15 protein-coding genes and 1 pseudogene are annotated in these 13,934 nt (G+C 72.0%); 15 read left to right on the forward strand and 1 reads right to left on the reverse strand.

Annotated features, from left to right (window positions below; genetic code table 11):
• Window positions 1-37 precede the first annotated feature (37 nt).
• The 9 genes and pseudogenes from ACH4MY_RS08100 to ACH4MY_RS08140 all read left to right on the forward strand — a co-directional run bounded on the left by ACH4MY_RS08100 (window position 38) and on the right by ACH4MY_RS08140 (window position 7,078).
• Window positions 38-427: a winged helix-turn-helix transcriptional regulator gene (locus tag ACH4MY_RS08100; RefSeq protein ID WP_397999121.1), complete on the forward strand. Its 390-nt coding sequence runs from the start codon at window positions 38-40 to the stop codon at window positions 425-427.
• Window positions 406-1,548 carry a DUF2786 domain-containing protein gene (locus tag ACH4MY_RS08105; protein WP_397999124.1) on the forward strand — a complete coding sequence of 381 codons (1,143 nt, stop codon included), beginning with the start codon at window positions 406-408 and terminating at the stop codon, window positions 1,546-1,548. Before ACH4MY_RS08100 ends, ACH4MY_RS08105 begins: the two co-directional genes overlap by 22 nt.
• Before the next feature lie 213 nt (window positions 1,549-1,761).
• Window positions 1,762-3,828 (forward strand): FUSC family protein, encoded by a 2,067-nt coding sequence (locus tag ACH4MY_RS08110; RefSeq protein ID WP_397999126.1) that lies wholly within the window; start codon window positions 1,762-1,764, stop codon window positions 3,826-3,828.
• A gap of 130 nt (window positions 3,829-3,958) precedes the next feature.
• Window positions 3,959-4,573 carry a hypothetical protein gene (locus ACH4MY_RS08115; RefSeq protein WP_397999129.1) on the forward strand — a complete coding sequence of 205 codons (615 nt, stop codon included), beginning with the start codon at window positions 3,959-3,961 and terminating at the stop codon, window positions 4,571-4,573.
• A 119-nt stretch (window positions 4,574-4,692) separates the two neighbouring features.
• Window positions 4,693-5,304 (forward strand): SigE family RNA polymerase sigma factor, encoded by a 612-nt coding sequence (locus tag ACH4MY_RS08120; RefSeq protein ID WP_397999132.1) that lies wholly within the window; start codon window positions 4,693-4,695, stop codon window positions 5,302-5,304.
• Entirely contained in the window at window positions 5,301-6,083 is a 783-nt protein-coding gene (locus tag ACH4MY_RS08125; protein WP_397999134.1) for a hypothetical protein, read from the forward strand. Before ACH4MY_RS08120 ends, ACH4MY_RS08125 begins: the two co-directional genes overlap by 4 nt.
• Window positions 6,084-6,199: 116 nt before the next feature.
• Window positions 6,200-6,364, forward strand: coding sequence for a 50S ribosomal protein L33 (gene rpmG, locus ACH4MY_RS08130; RefSeq protein WP_384137337.1), 165 nt, complete (start codon window positions 6,200-6,202; stop codon window positions 6,362-6,364).
• A gap of 7 nt (window positions 6,365-6,371) precedes the next feature.
• A pseudogene (locus ACH4MY_RS08135) lies at window positions 6,372-6,461 on the forward strand (50S ribosomal protein L31); the annotation flags it as partial.
• Window positions 6,462-6,865: 404 nt separating this feature from the next.
• Window positions 6,866-7,078 (forward strand): DUF397 domain-containing protein, encoded by a 213-nt coding sequence (locus tag ACH4MY_RS08140; RefSeq protein ID WP_173861569.1) that lies wholly within the window; start codon window positions 6,866-6,868, stop codon window positions 7,076-7,078.
• 88 nt (window positions 7,079-7,166) lie between these two features.
• Here ACH4MY_RS08140 and ACH4MY_RS08145 read toward each other — a convergent pair whose 3' ends face one another.
• Window positions 7,167-7,664 (reverse strand): ATP-binding protein, encoded by a 498-nt coding sequence (locus ACH4MY_RS08145; RefSeq protein ID WP_397999137.1) that lies wholly within the window; start codon window positions 7,662-7,664, stop codon window positions 7,167-7,169.
• Window positions 7,665-7,992: 328 nt separating this feature from the next.
• Between ACH4MY_RS08145 and ACH4MY_RS08150 the strand changes: the two genes are divergently transcribed.
• From ACH4MY_RS08150 to ACH4MY_RS08175, 6 genes are all read left to right on the forward strand, one after another.
• Window positions 7,993-8,865 (forward strand): helix-turn-helix domain-containing protein, encoded by an 873-nt coding sequence (locus tag ACH4MY_RS08150; RefSeq protein WP_397999140.1) that lies wholly within the window; start codon window positions 7,993-7,995, stop codon window positions 8,863-8,865.
• A gap of 101 nt (window positions 8,866-8,966) precedes the next feature.
• Window positions 8,967-10,424 (forward strand): aldehyde dehydrogenase family protein, encoded by a 1,458-nt coding sequence (locus ACH4MY_RS08155; protein WP_397999143.1) that lies wholly within the window; start codon window positions 8,967-8,969, stop codon window positions 10,422-10,424.
• Window positions 10,425-10,637: 213 nt separating this feature from the next.
• Window positions 10,638-11,180 carry a DinB family protein gene (locus ACH4MY_RS08160; RefSeq protein WP_397999146.1) on the forward strand — a complete coding sequence of 181 codons (543 nt, stop codon included), beginning with the start codon at window positions 10,638-10,640 and terminating at the stop codon, window positions 11,178-11,180.
• A 145-nt stretch (window positions 11,181-11,325) separates the two neighbouring features.
• Window positions 11,326-11,940 carry a PadR family transcriptional regulator gene (locus ACH4MY_RS08165; protein ID WP_397999149.1) on the forward strand — a complete coding sequence of 205 codons (615 nt, stop codon included), beginning with the start codon at window positions 11,326-11,328 and terminating at the stop codon, window positions 11,938-11,940.
• A 144-nt stretch (window positions 11,941-12,084) separates the two neighbouring features.
• The gene (locus tag ACH4MY_RS08170; protein WP_397999151.1) at window positions 12,085-13,050 is read left to right on the forward strand and encodes an ATP-binding cassette domain-containing protein; all 966 of its coding nucleotides are present in this window, start codon (window positions 12,085-12,087) and stop codon (window positions 13,048-13,050) included.
• The gene (locus ACH4MY_RS08175; protein ID WP_397999154.1) at window positions 13,047-13,811 is read left to right on the forward strand and encodes an ABC transporter permease; all 765 of its coding nucleotides are present in this window, start codon (window positions 13,047-13,049) and stop codon (window positions 13,809-13,811) included. Before ACH4MY_RS08170 ends, ACH4MY_RS08175 begins: the two co-directional genes overlap by 4 nt.
• Window positions 13,812-13,934: the final 123 nt, after the last annotated feature.

Genomic DNA, 13,934 nt, shown 5'->3' on the forward strand with positions numbered 1-13,934 from the left:
TGGAGGGGCGGAGAAGATCGCGTAAGGAGGCACATCCATGTCCGAGGGGCACACGGAGGTAACCACCGATCCCTTGGTGAGCTGTGCGGAGGAGTGCGGGGTACGGGACGTCCAGGACCGGCTCGGTGACAAATGGACGGTGCACGTCGTCGTCGAACTCGCACCGGGGCCACGGCGCTTCAGGGAACTCCAGCGGCTGGTCACCGGGATCTCCCAGCGGATGCTGACCCTGACGCTGCGCCGCCTCGAACGGGACGGCCTCGTCTCGCGGACGGTGTACCCGACGACCCCGCCGCAGGTGGAGTACGCGCTGACGGAGACCGGGCACAGCATGACCCACCTGATCAGACAGCTCGTCGACTGGTCGCTCGACCACCGAGCGGTGATCGCCCGGTCGCGCGAGGAATGGGACACGAGGACGGCGTGAGTACGAGCACCACGATCGACAGGGCCTTCGAGGCGCTGTACGCGAGCGACGACGGGTCGCTCGACACGGCCGCGTCGCTGCTCGCCGCGGACCGGGGCGCCGACGCGGACCTGGCACGGCGCGGCGAGGAGTTCGTACGGACGCTGTGGGAGCGGGGATGGCAGCCCGCGGACGTCGTACGGCTGGCGCGCCGTGACCTCTCCGACGACCACCTCCGGGTGCTCACCGGCCTGATCCGGACCGAGACGGCCCGCTACGAGCGGCTGCCGCACCGCTGGCCCGCGCAGCTCGACGAACTCGACGCGCCGCCCGCGCGGCCCTCGGACCGCTTCTCGCACGCGACGACCGTCCTGGAGCTGTACCGCCTCCTGGTCCGGCTGCCGCGGCTCGACGCGGTCGGTCCGGTCCCCGGAGAGGTGCTGCCGCCCGCGACGGCCGGCGAACCGCGGATGCTCGGCCGGATCAGGGCGCTGCTCGCGAAGGCGGAGGCGACGGGGTACCCGGAGGAGGCCGAGGCGCTCACGGCCAAGGCCCAGGAACTGATGGCACGCCACAGCCTGGACGAGGCGACGCTCGCGGCCGGGGCGCCGTCGCCCGAGACGCCGGGGGCGATCCGGATCGGGGTGGAGCCGCCGTACGAGCAGGCGAAGGCGATCCTGCTGGACGCGGTCGCCACGGCGAACCACTGCCGGGCGGTGTGGAACGAGACGTACGCCTTCTCGACGGTCGTCGGCTTCGAGGCGGACCTCGACCCGGTCGAACTGCTCTACACGTCGCTGCTCGTGCAGGGGACCGCGGCGATGACGAGGGCCGAGGCGGAGCAGCGGGCGGGCGGCCGCAGACGCACGAAGTCCTTCCGGCAGTCCTTCCTGCTCGCGTACGCGAACCGGCTCGGCGCACGGCTCGCGACGACGTCCCGCCGCGTCGCCGCCGAAACCCCCACGCTCCTGCCGGCCCTCGCCTCCCGCGACCTCGCGGTCACCACCCGCACGGACGAACTCTTCCCGGAAACCCGCACCACGCGCGTGCGCGCGGCCTGGGACGAACAGGGCTGGACCCACGGCGCATCGGCCGCGGACAGAGCGGGCCTGCATCCGGGCCGGCGGGGCCTACCGGAGTAAGACCACTACCCGCCCCCGGTCGAACGGTCCCCCCGCCCGACCGGTCCAGCCACCACTGCCGTCGGCTCCGGACCTCGACCTCCACCTGAGCCCCGCCCGGCCCTTCCACCCCCGGGCCCCACCCCGCCCCGACCCGCCCCCGGCAGGGTTTCGGGAAGGGGTGGGGAGGGGGGAAACCGGTGGTTATCGGGCGATCGCGGATACGCTCGGGCCATGAGCTGGCTCCGGGCGTTGAAGGAGACCGCGCGCTCCGGGCTCACCGTCGAGCGGCGGCGGCTCAACCCCGTCGTCGCCGCCCGCGCCGCACTCGGTCTCGCGCTCGTCGTCGGCTTCTCCCTCGCCGTCTTCGGCCCCGCCGTCGCCGCAGCCTCCGCCTTCGGCGCGTTCCAGGCGGCCATCGCCACCTTCCAGCGTTCCTGGCGTCCCCGCCCGACCCTCGCCCTCGCCTCCGGCGCCAGCCTCGCCCTGTCGACCTTCTTCGGTTATCTCGTCGGCGCCCACGAGGTCTTCTTCCTCGCCCTGCTGCTCCTCTGGACGTTCCTCTCGGGGCTGGCCTGGGCCGCCGGCCCCACCGCCGGCATGATCGCCTCCTCCAACGTGGCGATCATGCTGGTGACGGTCACGCTCCCGACCTCCGTCGCCGCCGCCGCCGGTCACGCCGTCATGATCTTCGCGGGCGGTGTCGTCCAGGCCGTCCTGGTCGTGGTCCTCCCGGTCCGCCGCTGGGGCGCCCAGCGCGACGCCCTCGCGGACGCGCTGGCCGCCGAGGCGGACTACGCCCGGCGGCTCCGCCACGACCCGGTGGCCCCCTTCGATCCGCTGCCGCTCATCACCGCCCGCAACGCCGCCGCCGTGACCCCCGGCCAGGCCCGCCGCCGCCCGGCGGAGCTCCATGGGGCCCGGGGTCTCGCCGAGCGCATCCGTCCGGTGCTCGCCTCCCTCGCCGACCCGGCGGTCGGCGTGCCGGAGGAGGGTCCGGCACGCGCGCGCGTGCGGGAGCTGCTCGCCGCGGCGGCCTCCGTCCTGGACGCCGCCGCGCACGCGATCCGGCACGGCGTACCGATCACCCTCCCCGAGGCCGCCGTCGACGCCCTGCGGACTCCGGACGCAGCCGCGATCCTCCACGGCCCGTCCCGCCGCGCCGCCCTCCGGCTCGTCGCGCTGCTCGGTGATGTCGTCGAGACGGCCGAACCGAGGACGGAGACGTCGGGGCACGGCGCGGCCGCCGCCCGTACCCGCCCGACCCTCGTCCGTCTCGCGCCGATCGTCTTCGCGAAGGTGCGCACCGAGCTGCGCCGCGATTCCCCGATCCTGCGTCACGCGATCCGTGTCTCGGTGGTGACGGCCGCCGGTTATCTCCTGGGCGGGGCGCTTCCCTTCGGGCACGGCTACTGGGCGCCGATGACCTCGGCGATGGTGATGCGCCCGGACTTCTCCCAGACGTACGCCCGCTCGGTGGCGCGGTTCGGCGGCACTCTGGTGGGGGTGGCCCTGGCGACGGCGGTGGTGCAGTCGGCGCATCCGGACGTGTATCTGTCGGCCGGGCTCGCGGTGATGTGCGCCTTCGCGATGTATCTGCTGATGGGCACGGGGTACGCGGCCGGGCAGGTCTTCGTCGCCGCGTACGTCGTCTTCCTGCTCGGCATGGAGGGCGCGGGCCTGACCCAGACGGTGCGGGACCGGGTGCTGCTGACCCTGCTCGGCGGAGTCCTCGCGATGCTGTCGTACGCCGTCTATCCGGCCTGGGAGACGCCGCGGCTGCGCGGCCGGCTCGCGGACTGGCTGGCCTCGGTCGGCCGGTACGCGGCCGTCGTCACCGCGCGGTACGCCGATCCGGCCGGGCCGACCAGCCCCGACGTACGGGAGGCGCTCCTGGACACCCGAGCGGCCCGGGTCGCCTGGCAGGAGGCGGTGGACCGGGCGACGCACGAGCCGGTGCGCCACCGGGGGCTCTCGCACGCGGCGGTGGAGCAGGCCGACCACGCGCTGGCGGAGTTCGGGCGGGTGGCGATGCTCATGGAGGCGCATCTGCCGGAGCGCGGAGCCACGCCCCTGCCCGCCGCCGCGACCCTCGCGGAGTCCCTGCGGCGGGCGACGGAGCGGGGTGCCAAGGACGTACGGGAGCGCAGGGAACCGCGCTGGGAGGATCTGCGCGAGACGGTCGACGCCTGGTCGGACGACGCACCGGACCACTTCCTGCTGCACAAGGGCGCGGTGCTCCTCCTGGAGGCCCTGGACGAGGTCACGACGGCGCTGACCGATTCCAGGCGCTCGCGATAGCGGTCCGGTCCGGCCCTCGGATTTCGCGTGCGTGTCATCCGGATCGGGGCCGGGCGGAGTTGGTACGGGGGAGAGGGTCGCGGCCGTTCGCGTTCGTGGTCCGTCCAGATCCAGATCCAGGAGCAATCGGATGAAGAAGTACGTGCTGGCCGCGGCCGGTGTCGTGGCCGCCGTGGTGATCGCGGCACCGTCGGCCGTGGGGGCGTCCACCGAGTCCTCCGCCGAGGCTTCCCCCGCGGCCCTGTCCGCCGCCGCCGTGGAGGCCGCGCCCGCGAAGGTCACCCCCGTCAAGGCCGCCGCTCCCGCGGCGGGTCCGGTCCGCACCGTCCGTTCCGGCGAGCGCGTGGACGGCGGCGGGGGCTACACGGTGTGGCTGACCAGGGACGGCAAGCACTGGTCGGGCCCGGACGGTTTCGAGAACTTCCGCAGCGTCGTCGACGGCAACATCGACCGCTCCACGCCCGGCGTGAGCCACCAGAGCGAGGGGGACGCGACGGGCGTCTTCCACTCGGGGCTCTTCTACGGGACCCGTGAGGCGGGCCGTGTCGAACTGACCGACGCCGAGGGCCACAAGACCGTCGCGAACCTGATCGCCCTGCCCGGCAGGCCCGACTGGGGTGTCTGGTACACCGGCACCGGGCCGGTGGAGGGCCGCGGGGGCGACGTCGACGTCGCCCTGTACGACCGCGCGGGCAAGCTGCTGGCCGAGCTTCCCGGTTTCGACTTCCCGGCCGGCCGCGGCTGACCGGGGCGGAACGTGGCGGGGCCCGGCACGGGGCGGGCCCCGCCATCTGTCCCTCCCCCTCACCTCCCTCCCGTCCCTTCTCCGACAACGACCGCCGACCGATCGCGAGGTCCGACACCGTGCCGCACGAGTCCGCCACCGATGTCGCCGAGGTTCCCTGGACCTCCCGGGCCACCGAGGCCGTCGATGTCGCCGAGGACGACGGCTCCGACGGCTTCGCCGAGTTCGCCGTCGCGGCCTGGCCGCGTCTGGTGCGTACGGCCCAGCTCCTCACCGGGGACTTCCACGAGGCCGAGGACCTGGTGCAGACGACGCTGGCCAAGGTGTACGGGCGGTGGCGGCGGGTTCCCCGCGGGGAGATCGACCTCTATGTACGCCGGGCGCTGATCAACAACAACCTGAGCCGGATCCGCCGGAAGCGGGTCGTCCATCTGCTGACCCCGGTCCTGCCGGAGTCGCTGCGCCACACCTCCGCGGGCCATGCCGACGCGGTCGAGGACCGGACCTCGCTCCTGGCGGCCTTAGCGGATCTGACTCCCCGCCAGCGTGCGGTCATGGTGCTCCGTTACTGGGAGGACCTGACCGAGCTGGAGATCGCGAGCGTGCTCAACTGCTCGATCGGCACGGTCAAGACCCACGCCCGACGTGGTCTGGCGGCGCTGCGCGCCCACCCGAGGCTCGTCACCGCCCCCGTCCCGCCTCTCCCCGCCCCTTCCGGAGCCCGACGATGACCCCCGCCACCCCGACCACACCGCCCGACCCTGAGCAGGCCCCGGACTCGGCCCCGGATTCCGTCCCCGCTCCCGCCGAGGACGACGTGCGCGCGGCCTTCACGCGGGCCGCCCTCGACGTCACCCCGGGACCGATGCCGCTGGAGGCCGTCCGGCGGGCGGGCCGGCTCCGCCGGAGGCGTCGTACGGCCTCGCTGTCGGCGTTCTCGGTGCTCACGGTCGCGACGGCCGTGGCGGCGGTCGTGGCCCTGACTCCCGTACGCCCCGCCCCGGCTCCCGCCGCTGCCCCGCCGACCGCCGCGCGGACCTCGGCGCCGACCGCGGGGGTGAGCGAGGACCCGCCCCCGTCCCCGCCCCCGGCCCCGAGCCCGAAGCGGGTGGTGGCCGCCGGTGAGCGGGTGGACGCGGGGAAGGGCTGGCGGATCTGGCTCACGCGGGAGGGCAAGCACTGGGCGGGGCCGGACGGTTTCGAGAACGTCCGCAGCGTCGCCGACGGCAACATCGACCTGAGCGGCCCGGGCGTGAGCCACCAGAGCGAGGGGAACGCGAAGGGGGTCTTCCACTCGGGCCTCTACTACGGGACCCGTGCGGCGGGCCGCGTCGAGTTGAAGGGCGAGGGGGGCCGTACGACCGTCGCCACCCTGCTCGAACTGCCGGGCAGCCCCGGCTGGGGCGTCTGGTACGCGCACACGGGGCAGGGGGACGGGGACGTCGGCCCGGTGCTGTACGACCGCGCGGGCAGACTCCTCTCCGCACTGCCCCCGCTCCCCGGCGGCTAGGGGCACCCGGCGTAGGGGTACCCGGCGAGCCCCGGGGGCGGCGGGCGGACAGGGGGGTGACCTACCTCTCCGCCGTGATATTGGAAATGGGATCCATTTTCATTTACTCTCTCACCATGGCACGCAACGAGCTCCGCCCCGTCGTCAAGCTCCGGTCCACCGCGGGCACCGGATTCACCTACGTCACCCGCAAGAACCGCCGCAACGACCCCGACCGCCTCACCCTGCGCAAGTTCGACCCGGTCGTCCGCCGGCACGTCGACTTCCGGGAGGAGCGCTGACCCGCCCATGCGGCCCGCCATCCATCCCCCGTACGAGCCGGTCGTCTTCCGTGACAAGGCCGGCGGCTTCGCCTTCCTCACCAGTTCCACGCGCACCGGCGTCGCACCGGTCGGAGGCCTGCACTCCGACGCCCGCCGCCGCCCCGCACCCGGCCTGTGCGCGGGGGAGCGGGTCCGCCTCCGATGCCTTCCTGGATGTCTGAACCAAGATCAGGAACCGTAGGCTGGCCTCGGTGCGTCCCGAACGGCGTGTGTCACGAGCGGTGTGCGCCCCCGAACCGGCGTGTGTCACGAGTGCTCAGCGCGCGTACGCGGCGCCGGACGCGGCCGGCATACCCGCTGGTAGCACGCTGAGTCGCGTAGCCGCTACGCCACCCCCCGTGCACGTGCATCTGCTCATGCATTGGCATATGAACACAGCTATGATCCGAGGAAGTTGACACCTGCACCAAGCAACTCGGGGAGCTACCAGTGCATCATGCGCATCACGCGTACAACGGCATGGCGGCCACGGAGCTGCGTGGTGTCGTGTGGCAGAAGAGCAGGCACAGCAACTCCCAGGGATCCTGCGTGGAGTTCGCCAAACTCCCGGGGGGAAACGTTGCCGTACGCAACTCGCGCCACCCCGAAGGCCCCGCCCTCGTCTACACGCCCGCGGAGATAGAGGCGCTCCTCCTCGGCGTCAAGGACGGGGAGTTCGACCACCTGGTCTGAGCACGCGCGCGTGGACATGGGAGAGGGGCCCGGACGCTGTGCGTCCGGGCCCCTCTCCCCTGTACGTCTGTACCGCCGGGCGTCGCGCCTACTCCGGCCCTATCCGGAACAGCGCCCACACCACCTTGCCCCGCAGCGTGCCGGCGAGCGGGTGCCAGCCCCAGCTGTCGCTGAACGAGTCCACCAGGAACAGCCCGCGTCCCGACTCGGCGGCGAAGTCCTCCTCGCCGCCGCGCGCCTCCGGGCTCGCCTGGCTGGGGTCGCGCACGGCGCACACCAGGCGCGAGGACCAGCGCATCAGGTGGAGCCGAACCGGCGGGTTCTGGCCTTCTTCCTGGGGCGCGTCCGCGGGCACCGCGTGGCGCAGTGCGTTGGTGACGAGTTCGGAGACGACCAGGGCCACATCGTCGAAGCGCTCGGTCAGCTCCCAGCGGTCCAGCGTCGCGCTGGTGAACTTCCGGGCCCCGCGCACGGCTTCGTACCGCGGGGGCAGGGCGCAGGATGCGGAGGTGGAGACGGCGCCGGGATCGATCGGCGGAAGGCCCTGCCGTAACGGCTCGAGCACGGTCGATCCATTCGTCCCCATGCGAGGCACTCCCGGGAATCGCGACTGTGGTGCGACAACACGACAACACGAACGAGTACGCGGCTGCGCGGGGTCCATGGTTCCGAATGCGCCCACTGGATGCAAGGGCAGATGCACGTGCACGCGCCGGACCTGTCCGTCCCCGTGCCTAATCTGTGGATAAGTCGTCCCCCCATCGAGGGGAACTTTCCGTGGAGTCGGGGGTTCCGTGCACGCGACTGCCCGGATCTCGCCGCCTTTCCGTAATCGAATGTGTACGCCCCGAAGCGTTTGGTGGCAGAATCCGGGGCTCGACGGGGGCTCGACACCGTAAAGGGGAGGCAGAGCCGTGACCGCAGGCGAATCCAGCGGAGCAAGCGGGAGTGTGGTGCGGCGCATCCTGCTGGGCTCCCAGCTGAGGCGGTTGCGCGAGTCGCGCGGGATCACCCGCGAGGCGGCCGGCTACTCGATCCGCGCGTCCGAATCCAAGATCAGCCGTATGGAGTTGGGGCGGGTGAGCTTCAAAGCCAGGGACGTCGAGGATCTGCTCACGCTGTACGGGGTCGGGGACGAGGCCGAACGCGGCTCGCTCCTCGGGCTCGCCCGTGAGGCCAACGTCGCCGGCTGGTGGCACAGTTTCGGCGACGTCCTGCCCGGCTGGTTCCAGACGTACATCGGTCTGGAAGGCGCCGCCTCCCTCATCCGCGTCTACGAAGTGCAGTTCGTCCACGGCCTGTTGCAGACCGAGGCGTACGCCCAGGCCGTCGTCACCCGGGGCATGCCCGGAGCCCCCGCCGCCGAGATCGACCGCCGGGTCGCCCTGCGCCTCGAACGCCAGAAGGTGCTCGTCTCCGAACGCGCCCCGCAGTTCCACGCCGTCCTCGACGAGGCCGCGCTGCGCCGCCCCTACGGCGACCGGGCCGTCATGCAGGGCCAGTTGAGGCACCTCATCGAGATCTCCGAGCACCCCGGCGTCACGCTCCAGGTCATGCCCTTCAGCTTCGGCGGGCATGCCGGTGAGAGCGGCGCCTTCACGATGCTGAGCTTCCCCGAGTCGGACCTCTCCGACATCGTCTATCTGGAGCAGCTCACCAGCGCCCTCTATCTCGACAAGCGCGAGGAGGTCGCCCAGTACCAGCGGGTCATGGAACGGCTGCAGAAGGAAGGACCGGATCCGGCCGAAAGCCGAGACCTTCTCCGGGGACTCCTTCAACTCACCTGACACATCAGTACGATGACGTGACATCAGTATCGACGTTTCGGCGTTTCGACGTCACTTCTGTCATCCGTGCAGAGGTAGAGCGGGTAGAGGGGTCTCGATCCATGTCGCACTTCACCGACCTGGCCCACCAGTACATCGACGGCGAGTGGAAGCCGGGCAGCGGCTCGTGGGACATCATCGACTTCAACCCGTACACCGGGGAGAAGCTCGCCTCGATCACCGTCGCCACCGCCGCCGAGGTCGACCACGCCTACCGGGCCGCCGAGCGTGCCCAGGCCGAGTGGGCCGAGACCAACCCGTACACCCGTCGGCTCGTCTTCGAGCGGGCGCTGCGGATCGTCGAGGACCGCGAGGAGGAGATCGCCGAGACGATCGTCGCCGAGCTCGGCGGCACCCGTCTCAAGGCGGCCTTCGAACTGCACCTCGCCAAGGAGTTCCTGCGGGAGGCGGTGCAGCTGGCGCTGCGCCCCGAGGGCCGCATCCTGCCGTCCCCGGTGGACGGCAAGGAGAACCGCGTCTACCGGGTCCCGGTCGGTGTCGTCGGCGTCATCTCGCCCTTCAACTTCCCCTTCCTCCTCTCGATCAAGTCGGTCGCGCCCGCGCTCGCCCTCGGCAACGCGGTCGTCCTCAAGCCGCACCAGAACACCCCGATCTGCGGCGGCACCCTCGTCGCCAAGGTCCTGGAGGAGGCGGGCCTCCCCGCCGGCCTGCTGAACGTCGTCGTCACCGACATCGCCGAGATCGGCGACGCGCTCCTCACCCACCCGGTCCCGAAGGTCATCTCCTTCACCGGCTCCGACAAGGTCGGCCGCCACGTCGCCACGGTCTGCGCGCAGAACTTCAAGCACGCCGTCCTCGAACTCGGCGGCAACAGCGCCCTGATCGTCCTCGACGACGCCGACGTCGACTACGCGGTGGACGCGGCCGTCTTCAGCCGCTTCGTGCACCAGGGGCAGGTCTGCATGGCCGCCAACCGCATCCTGGTGGACCGGACCGTGGAGGAGGAGTTCACCGAGAAGTTCGTGGCGAAGGTGAAGACCCTGCGGGTCGGCGACCCGGCCGACCCCGCCACCCACATCGGTCCGCTCATCAACTCCCAGCAGGCGGAGGCCGTCTCCTCGCTCGTCGACCAGACGGTCGCGGCCGGCGCGACGGCGCTGCTGCACGGCACGGTCGACGGCAACCTCGTCTCCCCGTCCGTCCTCACCGGATTCGCCCCCGACGCCCCGGTCCTCGGCCAGGAGATCTTCGGCCCGGTCGCCCTCATCGTCCCGTTCGACGGTGAGGAGGAGGCCGTACGGATCGCCAACGACACCCCGTACGGGCTCAGCGGCGCCGTCCACACCGGGGACATCGAGCGGGGTGTGCGCCTCGCCAAGCGCGTCCACACCGGCATGATCCACATCAACGACGGCACCGTGCACGACGAGCCGATCGTGCCCTTCGGCGGCGAGAAGCACTCGGGCATCGGCCGGCTCAACGGCGAGGCGATGGTGGAGAGCTTCACCACCCAGAAGTGGATCTCGATCCAGCACGGCCGGAGCCGGTTCCCCTTCTGAGTCCTCCGGGTCTCCGGGGCCTCCGGATTCTCCCGGTCCTCCGAGCCCTCTCGGGTCTGCCGAGCCTTCCGACCCTTCGGGGTCCCTGATTTCTCGTTGAGGACAGTGGTTGTCCGCAAGGGTCCGTAACTTGATGGGTGTCGGAAGGGCCGAGGCCGCAAGGCCAACGCCTCCCCGGCACCCATCTGTGTAGGCGTACGGAAGGCGGACATCATGGTGGCACTCGTTCCCACGGAGACCCACGGCGACGAGCGCGGCGCGCTCCTCAACTTCGTCGAGGCGCAGCGCGCCGCGATCCGCCGCTCGGTCCTCGGTCTCACCGAGGAGCAGGCGGCGAGCCGCCCGAGCGCCAGCGAGCTCAGCCTCTCCGGGCTGCTCAAGCACGTCGCCGAAGTCGAGCTCAACTGGCTCCGGCTGGCCCAGCGGCAGCCGAACGAGCGGCAGCGCACCCAGGAGACCTGGGGTGAGGGCTTCCGGCTCGTGGACGGGGAGACGATCCCGGAGATCGTGGAGTTCTGGGCGGGTGTGGCGAAGGAGACCGAGGAGTTCGTCCGCTCGGTGCCGAGCCTGGACGACACCTTCCCGCTGCCCGAGGCGCCCTGGTTCCCCGTGGACGGACAGGTCTCGATGCGCTGGATGCTGCTCCACCTGGTGCAGGAGGCGGGCCGGCACGCCGGACACGCCGACGTCATCCGCGAGTCCCTGGACGGCAAGGGCTCCTTCGAACTGATCGCGGCGGAGCAGGGCCGGGGCTGACCCGGCGGAGCCGGGCCGAAGCTGACCGCGAGCAGGAGGCCGGGCCGACAGCGAGAGCGGCCGGGCCGGCCGTGAGCGGGGCCGGGGCCGCCTTTCGGCGGGCCCGCGCGCGTACCCTGGTCAAAATTGACTAGGAGGTACGGCGATGTCGGCGATCCGGCTGCTCGTCCTGGGCGCGGTGAAGCAGCACGGCCGCGCCCACGGCTACCAGGTCCGCAACGACCTGGAGTACTGGGGCGCGCACGAGTGGTCCCACGCCAAGCCCGGCTCGATCTACCACGCGCTCAAGCAGATGGCGAAGCAGGGACTGCTGCACGCGCACGAGGTCGCGCCGAGCGCCGTCGGCGGGCCGCCGCGCGTCGAGTACGAGCTCACGGAGCGCGGTACGGAGGAGTACTTCACGCTGCTGCGCGAGGCGCTGACCACGTACGACCAGAAGATGGACGTGCTGTCGGCGGGCATCGGCTTCATCGTGGACCTGCCCCGGGAGGAGGCCGCGGAGCTGCTGCGCCGGCGGGTGCGGGCGCTGGACGAGTGGCGGGCCGCGGTCACGGAGTACTACACGCCGGAGGGCGGCCCCGGCCAGCTCGGGCACATCGGCGAGATCATGCACATGTGGGTCCACTCGGCGGACGCCGGCAAGGAGTGGACGCTCGGGCTGATCGAGCGGATCGAGGGCGGGGCGTATGTCTTCGCGGGCGAGGGGGATCCCTTCGTGGGTGTCCTGGCCGAAGGGGAGGAGAACCCCTATGCGACGTGACCGTCCGCACGGCCGCTGTCTGGTCGAGCGTGGCTGAGAAAGGCCCCCACTAATCAAGTTTGACTAACTGCCCAGGAGGGCATACCTTGCTCCGGCGGTAGCGACTGGTCAAATTTGACTACGAGGATTTCGGGAGGAATCGACATGGCGGCGGACGCGATCCTCATGGAGGGCGCACGCAAGCGGTACGGGGAGAAGGACGCCCTGGCCGGCCTCGACCTGACCGTCCGGCGCGGCACCGTCCACGGCCTGCTCGGGCCCAACGGCGCGGGCAAGACCACGACGGTGAGGGTCCTGTCCACCCTGCTGCGCCACGACGAGGGCCTGGTGCGGGTGGCGGGCCACGACGTACGGACCGAGGCCCGGGAGGTACGGCGGCGGATCGGGCTCCTCGGACAGCACGCGGCCCTCGACGAGGAGCTGGGCGGCCGGCAGAACCTGGAGATGTTCTGCCGCCTCCACCATCTGGGCGCGCGGCGCGCCGGAACGCGGGCCGACGAGCTCCTGGAGCGCTTCGGCCTCACCGGCACCGGGCGCAAGCCCGTCAAGCAGTTCAGCGGCGGCATGCGGCGACGGCTCGACCTGGCCGCCTCGCTGATCACGGAACCCGAGGTGCTCTTCCTCGACGAGCCGACGACCGGACTCGACCCACGCGGGCGTGGCGAGGTCTGGGAGTCGGTGCGCTCGCTCGTCGGCGGGGGCACCACGGTGCTGCTCACCACGCAGTACCTGGAGGAGGCCGACCAGCTCGCCAACCGGATCTCGGTCGTGGACCGGGGGCGGGTCGTCGCGGACGGCACCGCCGACGAGCTCAAGGCGCGGGTCGGCGTGGACCGCATCGACGTGGTCGTCCGGGACGCGGCACGGCTCGACGAGGCCGCCGGGCTGCTGCCCGTCGCGCGCGCCGAGGTGAGCGTGGACGCCGACCGGCGACGGCTCAGCGCGCCCGTGGCGGACCGGATGGCCTCGCTCGCCGAGACCGTGAGGGCACTGGGGGAGGCCGGGATCGAGGCGGAGGACGTCGCCCTGCGGCGGCCGACGCTGGACGAGGTCTTTCTGCACCTGACGGACGCGTCGGACACGCGTCGGGAGCGGGAGGTGGCGGCATGAGTGCCGGGTACGTCGTGAGCGACTGCTGGACGATGACCCGCCGCGAGCTGGCGCACTGGGCCCGGCAGCCGGTGCAGGTCCTGGTCGGGCTCGTGTTCCCGGTGATGATGCTGCTGATGTTCGGCTATCTGGTCGGCGGCGGACGGAGCGTCGACGGCGACTACGTCGACTTCCTGGTGCCCGGGATGCTCACCCTGACCATGGTGTTCGGGCTCGAAGGCACCATGACGGCGGTGACGCAGGACCTGAACAAGGGCGTGATCGACCGGTTCCGGGCGATGCCGATGACCGACGGCGCGGTGCTCGTGGGGCGGGCGGCCGCCGACATGCTCCAGTCGGCGGTGGGGCTGCTCGTGATGGTCGGCGTCGGGTACGCGATCGGCTGGCGGGCGGACGGCGGCCTCGGAAGCACCCTCCGGGCGCTGGGCCTGCTGCTCCTGCTGCGCTTCGCGATGCTGTGGATCGGGATCCTCCTCGCCCTGGTCGCGGGGCGGGCGGAGCTGGTGCAGGCGGTGCAGATCCTGGTCTGGCCCATCGGCTTCCTCTCCAACGCCTTCGCCTCGCCGGACTCGATGCCGGGCTGGCTCGGCACGTTCGTGGAGTGGAACCCGATGTCGGCGACGGCGACGGCGGTCCGCGACCTCTTCGGCAACCCGGGCGGCGAGCCGGGGCACATCGGGGCGGCGGTGGTGTGGCCGCTGGTGCTCCTGGCGGTCTTCCTCCCGCTGGCGGTACGGAAGTTCGGGCGACTCGGGAAGTAGCGGCGGGGAGGTGGGAACCCGGGGGCGGTGAGCGGTGTATTGAAAGCAGCGGTTCACCGCGGACCGCCCGAGGGAGGACAGGGGGACGTGCGATGCGCAGGCCCGGGGGAGCGGCCGGCGCCA

Source organism: Streptomyces sp. NPDC017246 (assembly GCF_044331325.1).
Taxonomy (GTDB): domain Bacteria; phylum Actinomycetota; class Actinomycetes; order Streptomycetales; family Streptomycetaceae; genus Streptomyces.

Coding starts and splice junctions, on each gene's coding strand:
- ACH4MY_RS08160 (WP_397999146.1), top strand. CDS start 10,638: ATGGTGGCACTCGTTCCCACGGAGACCCACGGCGACGAGCGCGGCGCG.
- ACH4MY_RS08105 (WP_397999124.1), top strand. CDS start 406: ATGGGACACGAGGACGGCGTGAGTACGAGCACCACGATCGACAGGGCC.
- ACH4MY_RS08175 (WP_397999154.1), top strand. CDS start 13,047: ATGAGTGCCGGGTACGTCGTGAGCGACTGCTGGACGATGACCCGCCGC.
- ACH4MY_RS08145 (WP_397999137.1), bottom strand. CDS start 7,664: ATGGGGACGAATGGATCGACCGTGCTCGAGCCGTTACGGCAGGGCCTT.
- ACH4MY_RS08165 (WP_397999149.1), top strand. CDS start 11,326: ATGTCGGCGATCCGGCTGCTCGTCCTGGGCGCGGTGAAGCAGCACGGC.
- ACH4MY_RS08125 (WP_397999134.1), top strand. CDS start 5,301: ATGACCCCCGCCACCCCGACCACACCGCCCGACCCTGAGCAGGCCCCG.
- ACH4MY_RS08115 (WP_397999129.1), top strand. CDS start 3,959: ATGAAGAAGTACGTGCTGGCCGCGGCCGGTGTCGTGGCCGCCGTGGTG.
- ACH4MY_RS08170 (WP_397999151.1), top strand. CDS start 12,085: ATGGCGGCGGACGCGATCCTCATGGAGGGCGCACGCAAGCGGTACGGG.
- rpmG (WP_384137337.1), top strand. CDS start 6,200: ATGGCACGCAACGAGCTCCGCCCCGTCGTCAAGCTCCGGTCCACCGCG.
- ACH4MY_RS08155 (WP_397999143.1), top strand. CDS start 8,967: ATGTCGCACTTCACCGACCTGGCCCACCAGTACATCGACGGCGAGTGG.
- ACH4MY_RS08100 (WP_397999121.1), top strand. CDS start 38: ATGTCCGAGGGGCACACGGAGGTAACCACCGATCCCTTGGTGAGCTGT.
- ACH4MY_RS08110 (WP_397999126.1), top strand. CDS start 1,762: ATGAGCTGGCTCCGGGCGTTGAAGGAGACCGCGCGCTCCGGGCTCACC.
- ACH4MY_RS08140 (WP_173861569.1), top strand. CDS start 6,866: ATGGCGGCCACGGAGCTGCGTGGTGTCGTGTGGCAGAAGAGCAGGCAC.